A 17896-nucleotide genomic window follows, 5' to 3' on the forward strand; every position below is an offset into this window, starting at 1 on the left:
CTTGAAATCTGGCAGTGGGCAGATACACCCCATCTTGCCGTACCGCCACCCCTGGGTGGAAACGCGTATGACGGGCAGGCTCTGACCTGGTGTTTCGCTGCCTGTGGGACCCACGACACGGCTCAGCGGCCCCCCGGACGCCAAGCGGTGTCGCCGCCGGCGTCCGTGTCGGCTCACGCAGGGCAGTCACCCGGTCGTGACCGGCCGGTACCGCACGTTCACCGCGGCCGAGCGGTCGTCGCCGTTGAGCAGCTCCAGCCGTAGAGGGGAGCCGCCGGGGTTGTCGAACAGCCGGATCCCGTCGCCGAGGAGTACCGGCGCGATGTGCAGGTCGATCTCGTCGATCAGTCCGCGTTCGAGGAGCTGGCGGCCGATCGTGGGCGAGAAGACTTCGAGGTTCTTGCCCCCGGCCGCCTCCAGCCCGATCCGGACGGCGTCGGCCACATCGCAGCTCAAGAACGTCACGCCCTGGGCGGGCTGCGCGTCGTCGGGACGGTGCGTGAGCACGAACAGCGGCCCCTGCCACGCGCCCCCGTAGATGTTGCCGGCCTCCGGGTAGGCGTCCCAGCCGTCCCGACCTCCGAGCACGGCGCCGGTGGTCTCGGCGTACTCCTCGACCAAGCCGGGCCGATGAGAGACCCCCGTCATCCAGTCCATCGCATGATTCGGCCCCGCCACGAACCCGTCGAGCGACATCGTGAAGTGCCAGAGCACCTTGCCTCCGGCGGTCTGGCGTTCCGTGTCGGCGACCGGCGGGCCGGGTGTGGTGTCGATGCGCTGCGGGTTGTCTGCGGTGGACATGATCATTCCCCTCTGGGCGGGCTTCGGGCGACCGTCGTACCCATAGACCCGGCGCGCTTCCAGAACTCATCGAGATCGTTGAAAGGCCCACCACCGGCTCTGCCGCGGCGGTCAGCCGAGTCGGTCAGCCGACCCGGCCCGCGATGGTGTGTGCGCACGCCAGGGACTCGGTGTGCGTCGTGTCCACCTCCAGGTCGTAGGCGACGCCCTCGTGAACCACCGCCGCCTGCAGCGCGGCCATCCCCGGGACCCGGTCTCCCCGTGCGATCTCACGGCCTGCGGCGACCGCGCTCTCCCACCTGACGCCGACCTACAGCACGGCCACTCCGCCGGGAGCCCTCTCCCAGCGCCGCTGGGACGCCGTCCCGCCGAGGAAGACGTCGTCGACGATGCTCCTGGCGCCGGCACGGGCCATCGCCGCGATGCCCTCCATCCAGGCCGTCTGCAGCGCCATGAAGTCCGCTCCGACGCTCACGCCGCCGTCGGCGGCGAACGCGATCCCCGCGTCCGACGCCTGCATCTTCGCGGGCAGGGCGTCGACGAACGCGTCGACCCCGAACGCCGGCCATGGATCCGGCAGTACGGCCTGCAGGCACCGTACGATCCCGGACTTCCCCGAGCTGGAACCACCGTTGAGGATGATCACCTGAGTCGCCACCGCGCCACAGCAGGACACCTGCCGCCCGGCACGGAGCGAATTTCGGCAGGCGCTCGGCCGGCGCGCCAGGCCGCTTCGAGGGGGCCTGGGCCACGTCGGCCCGTGCCCCCTCGGTGAGTTACCTCGCGCTCATTCGCCGTCGCGCCGGCGCTCAGCCCTGCGTCCGCGCTTCCTTCTTCCGTACGAGGACCAGGGCCGCGCCGCCGATCAGGACCAGGCCGATGGCGATGCCCGCGATCAGGGGGGTCATGGCGGAGCCACCGGTCGCGGCGAGGTTGGTGTCGTCGGACGTGGTGCCGACCGTGGCGGGGCTCGGCTCGCTGACGGTCTGGGTGACGGTGCCCGCCTTGTCGGCCTCGGTCGCCTGCGTCATGCAGTCCAGCACTCCGGTGAAGCGCTGCTCGAAGCCGGCCGGGCCCTGGATGGTGAAGTCGTAGGCCTGGTCCTCCTGGAGGGGAACCGTCACCGTCCGCGACTCGCCCGCCGGGATGCTGTACTCGATCCCGAGCAGCTCGAAGGTGAAGGTCTCGTCGCCCTCGTTGGCCGCGGTGATGTCGACACCGCCCTTGTCGCAGTTCTCCGTCGCGGACAGTGCGGGTATCGCACCGGTCCTTGCCCAGGTCGCGCTCGCCGTCGCCGAGACGGTCGACTCGCTGGAGCCGGCCAGGATCTGCGTCTGGCTGCGGCTCTCCGCGGCGAAGGCCCGCCCCACCGGCACGGTCGTCGAGGCCTGCACGGTCAGCTCGGCCTGGCCGTCCGCGGCCTTCTCGGGCACCTCGAAGAACACCTGACCGCCGTCGGCCGCGGAGGTGACGGCCTTGCCGTCCTTGTCCACGATCCGCACCCCGCTGGTGGCGGCGTCCGCGGGCGGCGTCACCGTGACGCTGCCGGCGTTGGTGTGCACCGTCACCGGACCGAGCCGCTCGCCGGGGTGGCCGGAGACCGCGGGCGGGTCGAGCGTCAGCGACGCCTGGGGTTCGGCCACGGCGCGTGCGCTGCGCTCCAGATAGTCCGCGAGCTTCTCGGCCTGCGGGTCGACGGCGTCGACGTCCACGCCGTCGGAGTAGCGCCAGATGGCCACCTGGGTGCCGGCCGCCGCGTCCTGCTCGGTGAGGCCGCCCTCGACGCCCGCCTTGCCGGCGAGTGCCGCGAGATCGTTCACCTGCGGGTATGAGTTCTGCAGGATCCAGTGGATCTTGCCCGCGTCCTTGTTGGCGCCCAGCGAGGTGCCGTCCCAGGACGTCTCGTGGTACTTGGCGTCGCGCTGTGTGGGGTTGTGGATGTCGACGCAGTACGTCTGCAGGGTGCCGCCGCCGTCGACGGACATCTCGAACAGACCCGCCGAGATCTCCTGGTCGCCGGAGTCGGCGTGGACGACCGCCGCGCCGTATGTCTTCAGGCCGCCTATGGTGGCGGTCGCCCCGCCCTGGCTCCGCGCCGTCGCGTCGGCCGCGGCCGTGCCCGCGCCGGCCATCACCGAGGCGGCCACGAGGCCGGACACCAGGGTCGAGGCGGCGAGGCGGGAAGCCGTCCCTCGTCCGCGCGCCGACAGCGCGGAGAACGCACAAAACACAGAATTCCCCTTCGAGCAGGACCCGTTGACGTGGGGGATAGGGTCCCACCAGCAGAATCAGAAGCCCCTAGAGCTATGTCCGGCATCCTAGGGACGCGCCGCACCACGCTTCCCTGTGATCCCGTCGGAGGGCCGATCCGACTCGGAATCGTTATCGCCAAGATCCGTTGCGAGCAGGGCTTATCGACAAATCCACCGGGGTCGTTCGGAACGCATTCGTCGATAAGCCGCAGTTCGGTCAGCTTCGGCGTCGGCGGTCGCGCGTGACTGACGTCACGTCACTGCCGCTGGTTCCGGAGCCTGTTGGGCTTCACCCTGCGCGGGCTGCGTCTCCCAGTCGGGCTCGGGGCGGTCCGGTGCGGCGGCTCCCGTATCCGGCCTGAGGGTGCGCCGGAAGGCCGAGGTGCCGCGGGCGAGGTCGTGGCCGATCGCCACCGCGTCGATGTCGGCCGAGGTCCAGCTCTGCCCCTCGCGGACGTCCGAACGCACCTTCAGCCTGCCCTGCACCACCACGGGATCGCCCACGTTCAGCGACCCGGCGGCGTTGGTGGCGAGCTGCCGATTGGCCCACACCGTGAAGAAGTTGGTGTGGCCGTCGGTCCACTCGTTCTTCCCGCGGTCCAGGTAACGCGCGGTCACCGCCAGCCGGAAGCGCGCGGACGGTCCCGTCGGCAGGTCCCGGTACACGGGCTGCGTGGCCACGTTGCCCACCGCGCAGACGATCGTCTCGTTCATCTCGAACCCCTCCCTCACCCGGCCGCGCCGGCCGGGCGGATACACGTACGGGCCCGTCCCGTACGGCTGCGTCCGACGTGACGGCCGCGCACCCCTGGCACGTCCCCGGGATGTCTCGCGTACGTCCCCGGTACGTCCCTGCCGCCGCCGTCACCGCGATCGACCGCTTCCGTCGCGATCGCCGCGAAGCCAGACTGCCTCCGCCGGGCCGAGCCCGCTGAGCCCTGTGGATCACCGCCCGCCTGTGGACATCTCCGCCACCCGAACGAGTGAGCCACCGGCCCCTGCCCAAGGTCGCCCCGGGGCCCGAGCCACCACGTGCCCTCAGTTCACCTCGCCGTTGACCTTGCCGTTGACCTTGCCGTTGACCTTGCCGTTGACCTCGCCGTTCACCTCGCCGCGACCCCCGCCCCCATCACGCGCCCGTACTGCTCCCGAACTTCCCGATAGCGCAACAGCTCCGCCGCCACCGGATCCAGCACCCGGGCCCGCCCGCACCCGGCCGCCGCCTCCCGCAATCGCCGCTCCGCCTCCAAGCCGTACCGCCGTGCCGGTCCCCGTGCCGCGATCCGGCACCCCCACTCGACCAGCGGACCGCCGACGATGCCGGCCACCATCAACAGCACCGGCACGCCCAGGTTGGGCGCCATGACGCCGATGATCTGCCCCACCAGCCAGAGTCCACCGATGACCTGAAGGATCGTCATGGCGGCCTGCACCAGGACCGCCGCCGGCCACCAGCCCGGCCGCGGCGGCCGCCCCGGCGGCAGGCCGGCCCGCGCGGCCAGCTCGTCCAGCGCCTCGGGCAGCCCCTGGGACCCCCGTACGGCCGCCTCGCGGACCGCCTGCGCCCAGGCTGTGGGCAGCCCGGCCGACGCGCGGTCGGCAACCGTCCGCACCGCCTGTTCGACGCGCTGGCGCGCGGTGGCCTCCTCGTCCGTCTGACCGCGCAGGGTCAGGCGTCCCGTCGGGGCTTCGCCCCGGTCCTGGTACCAGCGCCACAGCCGCAGCCAGGGCGTCCCGCACGCGCGGTTGGCGTTGCGCAGCCACGCCCGCTCGGCGGCCTCGCCCGCGGCCGTGGCGCCGATCGCGTCCGCGAGCCGGGCGGAGAACTCGTCCCGCGCCTCCTCGGTGAGCCCGGTCCGCCGACGCGCCGCGTACGCCGGCCGCAGCCGCCACCCCGCGGCGTCCACGTCGGCCGAGATCCGGCGCGCCGCGGCCCCGCGCTCCGCCACGAACTGGCCGAGCGCCTCGCGCAGATCACCGACGCCGTCCCCGGTGAGCGCGGACAGCGCCAGGACGGTCGCGCCCGGTTCGCCGTGCTCGCCCAGCGCGATGCCGTCCTCGTCGAGCAGCCGCCGCAGGTCGTCGAGGACCTGGTCGGTGGCCTCACCGGGCAGCCGGTCGGTCTGGTTCAGGACGACGAACATGATCTCGGCGTGTCCCGCCATGGGCCGCAGATAGCGCTCGTGCAGGACGGCGTCGGCGTACTTCTCGGGGTCGACGACCCAGATGACCGCGTCGACGAGCGCCAGGACGCGGTCGACCTGCTCGCGGTGCTGTACGGCCGCCGAGTCGTGGTCGGGCAGGTCGACCAGGACGAGCCCGCGCAGCTGCCCGTCCGCGGTCGCGTTCTGTGCCGGGCGCCGCCGCAGTCGTGGCGGGATGCCGAGCCGGTCGATGAGGCCGGCCGCGCCGTCGCTCCAGCTGCACGCGAGGGGCGCGGCGGTCGTCGGCCGCCGTACGCCCGTCTCCGAGATGGTCACTCCGGCGAGCGCGTTGAAGAGCTGTGACTTGCCGCTGCCCGTGGCGCCGGCGATGGCGACGACGGTGTGCTGACCGGAGAGCCTGCGCCGCGACGCCGCCTCGTCGAGCACCTTGCCCGCCTCGGCGAGCGTCTTGCTGTCGAGCCGGGTGCGGGAGAGCCCGACCAGTTCACGCAGCGCGTCGAGCCGGGACCGCAGCGCCCCGTCGTACGCGAGCGGCGTCACGGCCGGCGAGCCGACGGCCCGGGGCTCCACGACGGCGGGCTGCTCGGAGGCGGCGGTCTCATTCACCCGCCGCGCGATGAGCCCGTCGTCCCAGGGGGTCGCGGATTCCGTACCGGAACCGGCGTCCGTGCGAGAGGACGACCCCGTGCGCGAGGGGGACTCCGTACGCGAAGAAGACTCCGTACGGGAGGGCTCCGCGCGGGACGAGGACTCCGCGCGCGAAGAGGGCTTCGGACGCGAGGAGGATTCCGTACGAGAGGAGGGTGGCTGCGGACGCGAGGCGGGCGGCGTACGGGGCGAGGACGGCTCCTTACGTGACGGGGGCGGCGTACGACGTGAGGCGTCACCGGCCTCCTCGCCACCGGCGCCGTGGTCGCCCACGCGCGCATCGGTGTCACCGTCCCCCACGCGCGCGTGGCCGTCGTCCGCGCGGCCCTCTCCAGGGAGGCCGCGTTCGGAAGGGCTCTCCGCGCCGCGAGCGTCCGCGGCGTCGCGTGCGCCCGCCGTATCGGGCGCGCCCCCTGCGGGGACGTTCACGGGGGCGTCCACGGGGGCGTCCGCAGGGACATGTGCAGGGACGCCGGTTGCGCGTTCGTCATCCATGGTGGCGCCGTCCTCCCGCTGATCGACGTGCTCCGTGTGGTCCTGGTCAGTGACGGCAGTCACCGGTCACCTCTCCTTCAGCAGTACGGACAGCGCGGCGATGAGTTCGGCCTGGGGGTCCGGATGGATCTCCAGGGCGTCAAGGGGGGCGAGCCGGCGCTCGCGTTCGTTGTGCATGACCCGGTCCAGGTGCTCGGCGAGCAGCCGCCCGGCCCGGTCGCGCAGCCGCAGCGCCCCGTGCGCCCCGATCCGCTCGGCGAGCCCCTCCCCCGCGGACCGCGCCCGGCGGGCGCCCAGCAGCGCGGTGGCGACGAGGGCGGTGACGACCTCGGAGTCGGGGACGACGCTGCGGTCGTGGACGCTCACCTCGTCCTCGGCGTACTCCTCAAGCTCCCGCCGCCATCGCCGTACGGCCAGCCCGATGCGGTGCTCGACGCTCTCCGGCCTCGGGTCACGGTTGGCCAGTTCGGGGGCGGCGGCGGCCGGTTCGCGCCGCCAGGCGTCGTCGACGCGCTCGTCGGCGGCGGTGACGGCGCACAGCAGGAGGGTGCTCAGGCTGTCCACCAGCGAGTCGAGAAGCTCTCCGGCGGAGCAGTCGAGCGGGAAGGCGCGCCAGCGCTTCAGGGCGTCCCCGGCGAGTACGGCGCCGGCCTGCAGCCGGCTCCGCACGCGCGCGTACTCGCTGTCGTACGCGCTGTCCACGGCTGCGGTGAGCCGCAGCGCGGCCGCGTACTGGGCGGCGGCGGCGCTGGCGAGCTCGGGCATGCGGGCCTTGAGGGAGTCGAGAAGCCCGTATGCGGTACGGGCCACGACGTGCTCCCGGGCCGCCGGGTCCTGGGCCTGCTGGACGAGCCAGGTGCGCAGCGCCGCCACCGCGCTGGCCGGCAGCAGTCCGCCGCCCCAGGCCGATTCGGGCAGTTCGGGCACGGTGAAGCGGGGTACCTCGCCGAGGCCGGCCTTGGTGAGGAGCGCCCCGTACTGCCGCGACACCTCGGACACGACCTGATGGGGAACCCTGTCGAGAACGGTCACCAGGGTGGCGTCGTACTCCTTGGCGGTGCGCAGCAGGTGCCAGGGGACGGCGTCGGCGTACCGCGCGGCCGTGGTGACCATGACCCAGATGTCGGCCGCACAGATCAGTTCCGCGGCGAGGGCGCGGTTGTCGGCGAGCAGGGAGTCGATGTCGGGCGCGTCGAGGAGGGCGAGCCCGGCCGGCAGCGTGTCGGCGGTCTCGACGCGCAGCACGCGCGCGCCGTCCTCGCCGGGCAGCATCAGTTCTTCCGCCGGATCGTGCTCGGGCTTCCACACGCGTGTGAGGTCGGGCAGTACGCGCATCCCGCTGAACCAGTGATGGTCCTCCGGATGGCAGACGAGCACCGGGTTTCGCGTCGTCGGCCGCAGCACGCCCGCCTCGGTCACGCGTCTGCCCACGAGGGAGTTGACGAGCGTCGATTTCCCGGCCCCGGTGGATCCTCCCACCACGGCCAGCAAGGGCGCTTCGGGCTCTCTCAGGCGGGGCACCAAATAGTCGTCGAGCTGCGCGAGGAGTTCGTCGCGGTTGGCGCGCGCGCGTGGGGCCCCCGCCAGGGGCAGCGGGAAGCGTGCGGCAGCGACACGGTCGCGCAGGGCGGAGAGTGCGTCGAGCAGCTGAGGCCGTACGTCCAAGGTCACCACATGCGAAGAATGCCCAATTTTAGGGGAATTCTGAAGCATATGAGCATGTCTGCGCGCCGACGGGACAGAAGGGACGGAAGGGGCGACTGGGACACAGGCACAGTCCAGGCATAACGAGTGCACAACACCCGGGGTCCAGGAGGCCAAAAGCGGTGCACGATTCGTACCTGCCTGCGATTATCAGGACCGCTTCACCGAACCTCCACATCGAGCCACGGAGGCGAAGCAACTGGGACATGGACGCGGGAGCCCTATCCTTGTCCCCGGCATCGTCACGGATCAGCCCACACCCGGGCACCACGACCGAGGCCACCACAACCGGCCCCCGTAGCTCAGTGGATAGAGCAGGCGCCTTCTAAGCGCTTGGCCGCAGGTTCGAGTCCTGCCGGGGGCGCCCAGTCTCCGCCCTCCTTCGGGAGGGCGTTTTTGCTGGTCAGAGGCCGTTTACCGAGCTCGGCGGAGCGGCTTCGCGCATGCGGATGAACCCCTGGCGAAGTCGGAGGGTGGTTCCCACGGCCAGTGGACGCTGATGCTCACGCCCATCCACCCTCTGCGCGTCTACGCGGGGATGAGGATCGGGCAGATCATGCTCTTGGCCTCCGCCGGCACGTCGCGCTGTACCGCGGCAGGCGCGTGGGCGGGATGGTTACGACCGCACGACGACGGCGGCGAGGGTCGCCGCGAGAATCCGGTGTCCCCGCCGAACGCGGCACCTCGTCCTCTCAATCGCCCTCTCACCGTAAGTCGTGCGCCTCCGCACCGGCTGCGCCCGTCGGCGGTGCCGGACTCGATGCCTCTCGGTAAAGTGCCTGCTCACGAGCGGGCCCCGAGGCCTCGGAGCGGCGTAGAGTGAAGCGAACGGGAGTGCTTCGCACACCGGCCGCCACGTCGGTGTCGTTCCCGGCCAGCAACAACACCGACTTCCAGGAGGAGGCCGGGGACAGGTCCGCGTCATGACCGCGACCATCGAACCAACGATCAGCAAAGAGCGCCTGCCTTCGGCGTCGGCCAGGCTGTCCCTGGCCCCGACCGGCTCGGTTCCAGCTCTCCTGGACGGTGCCTGGTGGCCCCGCTCCCGTGACCTCCTCCGGGAGATCCCCACTCTGACGAACGCGCTGGACGCGTGCTGGGGCCGGATCACCCACGTCACTGTGAACCCGGCCCACTGGCCCGTCATCCCGCGCAGGGTCCCCGTCGCGGGGCACACGGTGCATGTCGGCTGGTTCGCCGACGAGCAGGACCCGAACAAAGTGGTCCTCCTCTCCTACACGGTGGGCCGCCTGGACCTGCTGGTGATTCCTCCGGAGACGGAGCCGGCCGCCGCCGCCCGGCTGATGGCAGCAGCAACCGTTCCAGGAGGTATCCGCACCGCCAGCGGTCTGATGGCCGACGAGGCCATCGGCCACGACGCGGCGGAGGCTCGAAGCCGGCAAGAGGAATGGGAGACCGACGGCGGAGCCAGCCGCTTCGGCGGCCGGAGCCGCGATCGGGATCTTGAGTTCCGCCCCGAGGAGGTGAGGATGTGGAGACAGCCGTCACCGTCGCCGTGATCATCTTCGTGATCATCGCGGGAATGTTCCTGATCCACCGGCTCAACGCGCAGCATGACGAAAGGATCGGGGCGTTCCGCTACAGCGACGCCCTACCGGGAATCGGTCGGCGGACCCGTAAGAGCTCACGTGCGCCCGCACCGAAGGTTCCTCCTGCCGACGCCACACGCCGTGAGCATGGAGAGGGGAGCCGCTGATGACGCAGACCTGCTTCCAGCGCGGGTGGGTACGGGGCGACTGCCGTCACACCCACCGACACGTCGCCCCTGCTGCATGTGCCCCTGCATGAGCAAGGGGTCACCACGAAGTCCCGGAAACCGCCGTCGGCCGGGCACGCGGAGGTTCGTATCGTCGCCGCGGACCCGGAGGCGGCTCGCCATGTCGTGGAGCTTCTCCATGTCGTGGAGCTTCTCCGCCGTTGCTTCGCCGCCACCGAAGCGCGCAGCTACCGCGCAGGCGCCGGCGGCGGAACACGCCTCCACGTCGCCGTGGACACCACGCGCATGGCGGAGGCGGTCGCTCCTGGCTGTTGACCAGCCAGTCCTCCCGGGACGATCACACACAGCCGGACGAAATCCGAGGAGATGAGCCTCAGCGGGGGGAGGTGGATACCGCCCGGACGTCCGGGTTTCCGTCAGTGCCGGCACGAGAGGCAGGCGACCATGGCGACACTGCACGAGCGGCAGCATTACCGCGAGGCGATCATGAAGAGCCTGTACGAGGCCATGGAAGGCAATCGCCTCCTCGGCCTCACCGGAGCGCAGTTGCGGGAGGACCTGGCCATACCCGAGGAGGACCTGGCAGCCGCCTGCACGTACTTGGCGGCCGAGGGACTGATCCAGGTCGACTGGGCGAGAGGAAACACGCCCGCGATGGTCACCCTGACGCACAAGGGGATCCAGTTCATGGAGACCGAGGAGAAGGACAGCGACTGACACGGCACGGGCCGCCCTCAGGGTTCCGGCCGGTCACGTGACAGTCATGTCCTCCTATACGGCCGGGCCGAGATGACTGAAATGACTGAAATGGCGTCCCGGGCATACCCTGGTGAGTGGGTCCGCGCACTCTCACGTGCAACGACCCGGAAGGGCGGCCCCGGTGTGTATACGCCGGGGCCGTTGCGTCACCGGTGCATGCCACCTGGAGAAGGCGTGATCCACTCGGCCCATCTCCGCGAGTGACGCAACTGCGTCGTCGTTGACCCGACCTGCTGCTCTGCGTGGGATACCACCGCCGTCTCTGGGCGCAATGCCCGACATCGCTTACATGCCCCTTGCCTGAGCGAGGTCGGGCACTCGCCGTTAGCGTGAAGGAAGGGGCACGACAGGCTGCTGTTGCGTCGGAAAGTGGTGACCGAAGATGACGGATACCGGAATACCGAACCGGCCCGAGACCCCTCGCGCGGGATCATTGGGCGAGCGCGGCGGGAAGAGTGCGGGGGTGCCGCACGGAAGCGATCCGGGGGTGCGCGGCCATACGACAATCGCCGACGGTGTGGTGGCGAAGATCGCCGGTCTGGCGGCCCGGGATGTGCCGGGCGTCCATGCGATGGGCGGTGGGTTCGCCCGGGGCATGGGGGCCGTGCGTGAACGTGTGCCCGGTGCCGGCGGGAAGTCCGTCACCAGCGGGGTGACGGTCGAGGTCGGCGAGGTACAGACCGCGGTCGACCTGGAGCTCGTCGTCGAGTACGGCGTCTCCATCATCGAGGTCGCGGGCGACGTCAGAGAGAACGTGATCGCTGCCATCGAGCGGATGACCGGTCTGGAAGTTGTCGAGGTCAACATCGCGGTCGGCGATGTGCATGTGCTCGACGAGGACGAGGACGAGGAACAACCAGAACGGCGGCTCGAGTAATCGTTCGCCGGGCGGTTCGCCGACGGTGAGGGAACCGGGCGACCTCTTCCACACCCGCGAGCACGGCAACCGGCGGCGGTGAGACCAGCCGCTCCTCGGAGGACGACCGCCGACACAAGTGAGCCCACGTCCAGGAACGGTCCGTTGGGCCTCATCGGGGAGTAGCGTGAATGCATCGGGAGCATTTCGCACACCGGCTCCGATGCCGGTGTCGTTCCCAGTGAGCAACGACACCGGGCAGCTGCGCTCGCGCAGAGGCCCGGAGACGGGTTCGCGCGATGTCCGCGACCACCTCTCCTCCCCCGCTACGGGCCGTTCCCTTCAGGACCCCGACCGCGCGCCTCGCGCTGAAATCCGTGAGTCCTTCACCAGGGCACGTGGAGCTGGACGGCGCCTGGTGGCCTCGGTCACGTGACCTCACACACGAACTCTCCGCTCTGGCGGACGTACTGGATCCGTTGTGGGGACGGATCACCCATATCGCCGTCAACCCGCGCTACTGGCCGGCACTCTCGCGCAAGGTCTTCGTCAACGGCCATGTGGTGGAGGTCGGTTGGTTCACGTCGGAGCAGGATCCGCACAAGATCCTGCTGCTGTCCTACACGGCGGGCCGCTGGGACCTCCTGGTGATCCCCCCGGAGACGAGTGCCCCCTCGGCCGCCCGGCTGATGGCCGCCGCGAGCGCGAACACCGGCCCGCCGACGACCGCGACCGCCCTCGTGGCGGCAGAACAGGCCGGCGAAACCTCCTCTTCGTGCGAGGCCACCACCGGCCAGCCCGGCCGGCTGATGGTGGGGCTGTGACGGTCGTCGTCGCCGAACCTGGCCGTCGGTGCCCTGAAGATTCGCCGGGCAGTCCGTCGTGGGCCGGATCAGCCGTGGCCACTTGCCGCGGCCGCCATGAGCGGTTCCGCGGCTTCCTCGGTCGTATCCGGAGGCACGACCAGCAGATCCCAACGCCCCTGGCCGGGCGCGAGCAGGACGATGGTGTGCGCGGCGGATGCCGTGAGGGTCCTGTGCAGCCGTACGACCTGGTTGGAGACGAGCATCCGGCCGGGCACCGCGGACCAGGTCGCCCCGTTGACCGTGACGCTGGTGATGTGGCCCCACGCGCGCGGCAACCCGGCAAGCAGCCGGGGGAGTTCCGCGAGCAGGTCGTACGAACGGGGCCACCACGCTCCGTCGATGGGCCGGGGCATGCCGCCGTGAGGAGCCAGACGCAGACGGAGGAGGGGGTGGAAGGGAAGCGGGGGTTGCAGTGCGGTGGTCATGAGAACTCCTGCCAACTGCCGAAAGAGACTGATGGGTTGACGTCAGGCGCGGCGGGCCGCGACCCGCTCCGCCGTCGGCCAGCGCACGTCGTGCACCCAGCCGAGGCGTTCGAGGAGGCGGATGACGGCGGCGGAGGGGTCGAGCTGGCCGCGGTCGACGCCGTGGCGGGCGCTGGTGGGGTCGGCGTGGTGGAGGTTGTGCCAGCTCTCGCCGAAGGAGAGCAGGGCGAGGGGCCACAGGTTGGTGGCGCGGTCGTGGCGCCGGGTGCGGAACGGCCGCTCGCCGATCATGTGGCAGAGGGAGTTCACGCTCCAGGTGACGTGGTGGAGCAGGGCGATGCGGACGAGTCCCGCCCACAGCAGGGCCGTCAGCGCATGCACCCAGGTCCCGCCGATGAGCCAGCCCGCCCCGAAGGGAAGGGCGAGGGTGAGGACGCACAGCACAGGGAAGGCGCGGGCCACGGCACGGATGTCGCGGTCGGCCAGCAGGTCGGGGGCGTACCGGTCGGCGGGTGTGCGGTCGTTGCGGAACAGCCAGCCGACGTGGGCGTGCAGCAGCCCGCGCAACTGGCCGCGCAGATGGGTGCCGTAGCGGTACGGCGAGTGCGGGTCGCCGGGCCGGTCGGTGAAGGCGTGGTGGCGGCGGTGGGTGGCGACCCAGCCGATGACATCGCCCTGGAAACTCATCGACCCGGCCACCGCGAGCGCGATCCGCACGGGACGGACCGCCCGGTAGCCGCCGTGGGTGAGACCGCGGTGGAAGCCGACCGTGACGCCGAGTCCTGTGATCGTGTAGAGGACGAGGGCGAGCACGATGTCGGCGGGATGGATGAGGCTCCCCCACAGCAACCAGCCGGCCAGGCCGAGCGCCACGAACGGCAGAACGACGATCATCGCCGTCACCGTGACATACAGCCGGTCACCGCCGTCGCGCGCGGGCGCCGGGCCGTCCGGCGGGAAGGGGGACGTCCCGTCGTAGCCCTGAGGCGGCGGGGCGGGGCCGGACGGTGTGACCGTCGTGGACGTGGTCGGACTGAGTGGCATACGTGGCTCCTCGGCCTGGAAGCGGATGGCGCGGCCGGGGTCACGGGCTGCCCATGGGATGGGAGTCGCGAGGAGGGGGCCGGACATCGGCTACGAAGAGCCTCGCTTTCTCCACCGTACTCCCGCACGCTCCGGGACGAGGCGGACCGGATCGCGTGGCGATCGCGTTGACACGGACCATGGCCGGACGTTGACTGGCAGCACGGTGCAGGGCCATGCCACCCCGGAACACACGGCGAGCATTGCGCCTTCCCGCCTCGCCCAGACCCCGCGGGAACTCACCTACCGGACAACAGTGAGGCCGGCCATGACAGTTTCACGGACCATCAGGAACCAGGCGCAGACCATGAAGGGCAGGATCACGGAAGAGCTCGGTCGGGTCACCCGCAACAGGCGACTACAGCGCCGGGGCAGGACCGACCGGGTTGCCGGAAGCCTGAAACAGGCCGCGGAGAAGGCCAAGGGCGCCTTCAGGCGTAGCGGAAGCGGCCCGCGATGATGTACGACCAGACGCGCGCCCAGCAGCCCGCCGGCCAGACCCGGGGCCCCGCCGAGCGCCGTACCCCAGGCCCGGAGCCGCTGCTCCCGTCGGCCGAACGGGACAAGATCGTCCAGTCCCTCCGGCACGCTCTCAACACCTTCGCCGACACTCCGCTCGAGGCGCTGGAAGAGGCCGAGAGCGCCTACGACGAAGCCACCGCCCAGCTCGTGAACGCCCTCGCGGAACGGCGGCGTCTCCTTCGCGCCGGCTGGCAGGACCAGGCCCCGGAGGCACAGGCCGACGGACTCCGACTCGCACTGAGGCAGTACCGGGAGATCACCCAGCGACTGCTCCACATCTAGGCAGCCACTACTCCGCGCCGCGGCGTTGCGCGGAGTAGTGTGGACAGTACCGAGGGCATTTCGCACACCGGCCACCATGCCGGGTCGTTCTCGGCGAAAGATGAAACCCGGGCCGCCGCAGAGACGGCCCGGAGACGGGTCCGCATCATGTCGGCGACCTTGCTTCCACCCCTGCCGCACCCCGAGCCCGTCGCAGCCCCGGCCGCGCGTCTCGCCCTGAAGACCGACGGCACCTCCCGTGGACTCCTGGACGGTGCCTGGTGGCCCCGCTCCCGGGATCTGCTGAGCGAACTGCCGGCCCTGACCGACGTGTTGGACCCCTTGTGGGGCCGCATCACCCGCATCGCCGTCAACCCGGAGCACTGGCCGGTCATCCCCCGCAAGGTTCCCGTGGACGGCCACATCGTCAAGGTCGGCTGGTTCACCCCGGAAATCGACCCGCACAAGCTGCTGCTGCTCTCCTACGGCACCGGCCGTTGGGACCTGCTGGTCATCCCGCCGGAGACCGGCGCGGAGTCGGCGGCCCGTCTGATGGCTGCCGCGTCCGACTACGACAGCCCGCCGCTGACCGCGAGCGCGCTCATCGCCGCGGACGAGGCCCGGCACGGAGTCTCCGCGGCCGACGGGCCACTGGACCCGGACGAGGCATGGGAGTACGAGGGCGGCGCCTCGGCGGTGGCCGCGGCCGTTCCGGAACAGACCGGTCCGCTCGGCCGGACCAGTCGTCTGCTCATCGGTATGTGAGGTGGCCGCCATGAACGTCTTCCTGACAGTCGCTGCCTTCGTGGTTCTCATCGCAGCAGGCGCATACGTGATCCACCGGCTCAACATCCAGCACGCCGACAGAATCGCCGTGCGCCGGTACAGCGTCGCCCTGCCCGGCCGCCGCGGCCGCGGCATCCCGCAGCCCCCGGTGGGTCCGGACCGGTCCGAGTCGCCGACCACCGGCGAACGGCGGGACCACCGCGACGGGGGCCGCGGCCGGTTCTCTCCGCGCCGCCGCAGCCGTACCACTCACCACGGGTGACCAGGCGGTTTCCGTCGCCAGGCCCATGACTGTGCGAGGAGCGGGCCGGGTCCCATGAACCGAGGCGTCATGACTCTTCCGCAGCTGAACATCTACCGGCACGACCGGGGCAGGCGAGCACTGATCACCCTGGCCGGTGAGATCGACCCGGCCACCGCGCCCCAGGTGCGGACCGCTCTGGAGCGGTGCCTGAGTGACGGCATCACCACCATCGACGTCGATCTGACCGCCGTCGGCCTCTGCGACAGCAGCGGCCTGAGCGTCTTCCTCGATGCGTCGCGGCACGCCGCCGAGACCCACGCGTCCCTGCGACTGCACCACCCGTCCCCACAGACCGCCCGGCTCCTCACGGACAGCGGCTCCGATCTTCTGCTCCTGTGAGGGCTCCTGGAGAGTTGTGGTGCACACGGGTGGGAGAGCCGTCTGTTCCGATCGTGTGTGACATGCCGCCTCTGGCGTAATGGGCCGTTCGGCGTGGCCCGCCGCGTCACTCTGTGCGGGTTGATCGCGGTCGTGTCAGGAGCCCATGTGTACAGATCACGTGAGCGGGTCGAGCGCATCCGCCGTGACCGCAGGGCGGACCGGGCCTGTCGGTGCGGGCGCTGGACTCGCGGCACGAGGTGAGCATGGACACGGCGGCCGAAGCTTTGACGACGCCGGTGCGGGAGTGCGGTTATGGCGGAAGGTAAGCGCCGACCCGACGAGGGCGTGGACCGGTCGGAAGGGTTCGGTGAGCGGCTGCTGGGGGTGCTGCTGGACCGGGCACACGAGATGCCGCCGCAGCTGATCGCCCCGCTGATCGCGGAAGAGGTGGCCAGGGTCGGTGGCCGCGACGTCTCGATCCTGCTGCAGGACTACGGCCAACTGGTGCTGGTGCCGTTGCCGGGTCGGCGCCTGCTGGTCGGCGACCCCGAGCCGATCGGTGACTCTCCCGCCGGCACAGCCTTTCTGCACGCGACCACTGTCGAGGTGCCGCACTCCGAGGGCGTCCGGATGTACCTGCCGTTGCTGGACGGCAGCGACCAGGTGGGCGTAATGGCCCTCACCCTGGACACCGTCGATGACGACGACCGGCGGCTGCTGCGCAGGCTCGCCGGCCTGGTCGCCGACATGCTGGTCACCAAGCACAGCTACACCGATCAGTTCTTCTTCGCCCGGCGCCGCGAACCGATGACCCTGGCCGCGGAGATCCAGTGGTCCCTGCTGCCGCCGCTGGCGATGTCCGTCCCGCAGGTCGAGGTGGCCGGAATCCTGGAGCCCGCCTACGACGTCGCGGGCGACAGCTTCGACTACGCCCTCAATGAGGACATCCTGCACGTGGCCATGGTCGACGCGATGGGCCACGGCCTGGACGCCGCCACGATGGCGACCGTCGCCGTCGGGGCCTACCGGCACGCCAGACGTGCCGACATCCCCCTGTCCGAGATCTACACGTTCATGGACCGGGCCATCGCCGAGCAGTTCGGGCCCGACCACTTCGTCACCGCCCAGATGATGCGTCTGAACATCACGACGGGCCATCTGCAGTGGGTCAACGCGGGCCACCCCGCACCGCTGCTGATCCGTGACCACAAGGTCGTCCGGCAACTGGCAGGCCCGACCACCCTGCCCGTCGGCTTCGGCGGTGAAGAGCCCCGGATCAGCCAGCAGAAGCTCCAACGCGGCGACCGAGTGCTGTGCTTCACCGACGGCCTGATCGAGGAGCACGAAGCCGGCGAAGAACAATTCGGCGAAGAACAACTCATCCACTGGGTCAACCGCATCGAACACACGGAGAAGGGAGTACGAGCGGTGGTGCGCTCACTCTCCCACGCCCTGAAGCAGCAACGGGGCGGCCACACCACCGACGACGCGACCCTCTTCCTGATCGAATGGCGAGGGGGCGCCGCCGACCACCTCGTGCTCCTGGAGTGAGCCGACAACCGCACGACCCGCACGACCGGCTCCGTCATGCGAGCCACCTCCTGGGGCGGTGTACGGGGTGCCGCACTCTGGCGGCCGTCATGAGTGCTTTCTGTCCAACTGCTGTTGCGATGCCTCGGACATGCGCGAGCCACTGCGTCTCTTGCACCGTCCATATCCTGGGATGGGGCTGCTTCGGACCGCCGGTCGCACGACGCGAGGACTACGCTGCTGTGTAGACCGTCCCGGACCCCGGCGGCATGCTGTTGCCGAACACAGGTGGCTGCGGGGTGCGGACTCTTCGTCTGTCACCCGGCGCTTCCCTGGAGGGAACTGGGTGGGTCCTCTGTCCTGCTGCGCAGGCTGTCGGA

17 protein-coding genes, 1 tRNA gene and 2 pseudogenes are annotated in these 17896 nt (G+C 70.8%); 12 read left to right on the top strand and 8 right to left on the bottom strand.

Going from position 1 to position 17896, the window contains the following annotated elements; genetic code table 11:
- Positions 1-186: 186 nt before the first annotated feature.
- From ACTMVF_RS19630 to ACTMVF_RS19655, 6 genes and pseudogenes are all read right to left on the bottom strand, one after another.
- The gene (locus tag ACTMVF_RS19630; RefSeq protein ID WP_441272353.1) at positions 187-801 is read right to left on the bottom strand and encodes a dihydrofolate reductase family protein; all 615 of its coding nucleotides are present in this window, start codon (positions 799-801) and stop codon (positions 187-189) included.
- 124 nt (positions 802-925) lie between these two features.
- Positions 926-1459: pseudogene (gene cpt, locus ACTMVF_RS19635) on the bottom strand (chloramphenicol phosphotransferase CPT).
- 151 nt (positions 1460-1610) lie between these two features.
- A complete protein-coding gene (locus tag ACTMVF_RS19640) occupies positions 1611-3032 on the bottom strand; it encodes a Cys-Gln thioester bond-forming surface protein (protein ID WP_441272354.1) in 1422 nt (473 codons plus the stop codon).
- A 273-nt stretch (positions 3033-3305) separates the two neighbouring features.
- Entirely contained in the window at positions 3306-3767 is a 462-nt protein-coding gene (locus ACTMVF_RS19645; protein WP_441272355.1) for a single-stranded DNA-binding protein, read from the bottom strand.
- A 389-nt stretch (positions 3768-4156) separates the two neighbouring features.
- On the bottom strand, positions 4157-6361 hold the full coding sequence (locus ACTMVF_RS19650) for a GTPase (RefSeq protein ID WP_441272456.1): 2205 nt from the start codon (positions 6359-6361) through the stop codon (positions 4157-4159).
- Positions 6362-6427: 66 nt separating this feature from the next.
- The gene (locus ACTMVF_RS19655) at positions 6428-8035 is read right to left on the bottom strand and encodes a dynamin family protein (protein WP_441272356.1); all 1608 of its coding nucleotides are present in this window, start codon (positions 8033-8035) and stop codon (positions 6428-6430) included.
- 321 nt (positions 8036-8356) lie between these two features.
- Between ACTMVF_RS19655 and ACTMVF_RS19660 the strand changes: the two genes are divergently transcribed.
- From ACTMVF_RS19660 to ACTMVF_RS19690, 7 genes and pseudogenes are all read left to right on the top strand, one after another.
- A tRNA-Arg gene (locus ACTMVF_RS19660) sits at positions 8357-8429 on the top strand.
- A 111-nt stretch (positions 8430-8540) separates the two neighbouring features.
- Positions 8541-8642, top strand: a pseudogene (locus tag ACTMVF_RS19665) (dCTP deaminase domain-containing protein); the annotation flags it as partial.
- 346 nt (positions 8643-8988) lie between these two features.
- Positions 8989-9585 (top strand): DUF5994 family protein, encoded by a 597-nt coding sequence (locus tag ACTMVF_RS19670; protein ID WP_441272357.1) that lies wholly within the window; start codon positions 8989-8991, stop codon positions 9583-9585.
- Positions 9558-9782 (top strand): hypothetical protein, encoded by a 225-nt coding sequence (locus tag ACTMVF_RS19675; protein ID WP_441272358.1) that lies wholly within the window; start codon positions 9558-9560, stop codon positions 9780-9782. Before ACTMVF_RS19670 ends, ACTMVF_RS19675 begins: the two co-directional genes overlap by 28 nt.
- Before the next feature lie 465 nt (positions 9783-10247).
- On the top strand, positions 10248-10520 hold the full coding sequence (locus ACTMVF_RS19680; RefSeq protein WP_441272359.1) for a hypothetical protein: 273 nt from the start codon (positions 10248-10250) through the stop codon (positions 10518-10520).
- A gap of 424 nt (positions 10521-10944) precedes the next feature.
- Positions 10945-11439 (top strand): Asp23/Gls24 family envelope stress response protein, encoded by a 495-nt coding sequence (locus ACTMVF_RS19685; protein ID WP_441272360.1) that lies wholly within the window; start codon positions 10945-10947, stop codon positions 11437-11439.
- A gap of 356 nt (positions 11440-11795) precedes the next feature.
- Complete coding sequence (locus ACTMVF_RS19690) at positions 11796-12242, top strand: DUF5994 family protein (RefSeq protein WP_441272361.1); 447 nt, start codon at positions 11796-11798, stop codon at positions 12240-12242.
- 68 nt (positions 12243-12310) lie between these two features.
- Here the strand turns inward: ACTMVF_RS19690 and ACTMVF_RS19695 are convergent, their stop codons facing one another.
- Together ACTMVF_RS19695 and ACTMVF_RS19700 are read right to left on the bottom strand one after the other, a co-directional pair.
- Positions 12311-12709 carry a DUF5994 family protein gene (locus ACTMVF_RS19695; RefSeq protein ID WP_441272362.1) on the bottom strand — a complete coding sequence of 133 codons (399 nt, stop codon included), beginning with the start codon at positions 12707-12709 and terminating at the stop codon, positions 12311-12313.
- A gap of 42 nt (positions 12710-12751) precedes the next feature.
- Positions 12752-13753 (bottom strand): acyl-CoA desaturase, encoded by a 1002-nt coding sequence (locus ACTMVF_RS19700; RefSeq protein WP_441272363.1) that lies wholly within the window; start codon positions 13751-13753, stop codon positions 12752-12754.
- 495 nt (positions 13754-14248) lie between these two features.
- On the opposite strand from ACTMVF_RS19700, the gene ACTMVF_RS19705 reads away from it, so the two are divergent.
- The 5 genes from ACTMVF_RS19705 to ACTMVF_RS19725 all read left to right on the top strand — a co-directional run bounded on the left by ACTMVF_RS19705 (position 14249) and on the right by ACTMVF_RS19725 (position 17537).
- The gene (locus ACTMVF_RS19705) at positions 14249-14596 is read left to right on the top strand and encodes a hypothetical protein (RefSeq protein ID WP_441272364.1); all 348 of its coding nucleotides are present in this window, start codon (positions 14249-14251) and stop codon (positions 14594-14596) included.
- 39 nt (positions 14597-14635) lie between these two features.
- Positions 14636-15340, top strand: a complete 705-nt coding sequence (locus ACTMVF_RS19710) for a DUF5994 family protein (RefSeq protein ID WP_441272365.1) — start codon at positions 14636-14638, stop codon at positions 15338-15340.
- Between the two features lie 10 nt (positions 15341-15350).
- A complete protein-coding gene (locus ACTMVF_RS19715; RefSeq protein WP_441272366.1) occupies positions 15351-15623 on the top strand; it encodes a hypothetical protein in 273 nt (90 codons plus the stop codon).
- 69 nt (positions 15624-15692) lie between these two features.
- The gene (locus tag ACTMVF_RS19720) at positions 15693-16004 is read left to right on the top strand and encodes an STAS domain-containing protein (protein WP_441272367.1); all 312 of its coding nucleotides are present in this window, start codon (positions 15693-15695) and stop codon (positions 16002-16004) included.
- A 294-nt stretch (positions 16005-16298) separates the two neighbouring features.
- Positions 16299-17537: a PP2C family protein-serine/threonine phosphatase gene (locus ACTMVF_RS19725; protein ID WP_441272368.1), complete on the top strand. Its 1239-nt coding sequence runs from the start codon at positions 16299-16301 to the stop codon at positions 17535-17537.
- Positions 17538-17896 lie beyond the last annotated feature (359 nt).

This window comes from Streptomyces sp. SD31 (genome assembly GCF_052068475.1).
Taxonomy (GTDB): domain Bacteria; phylum Actinomycetota; class Actinomycetes; order Streptomycetales; family Streptomycetaceae; genus Streptomyces.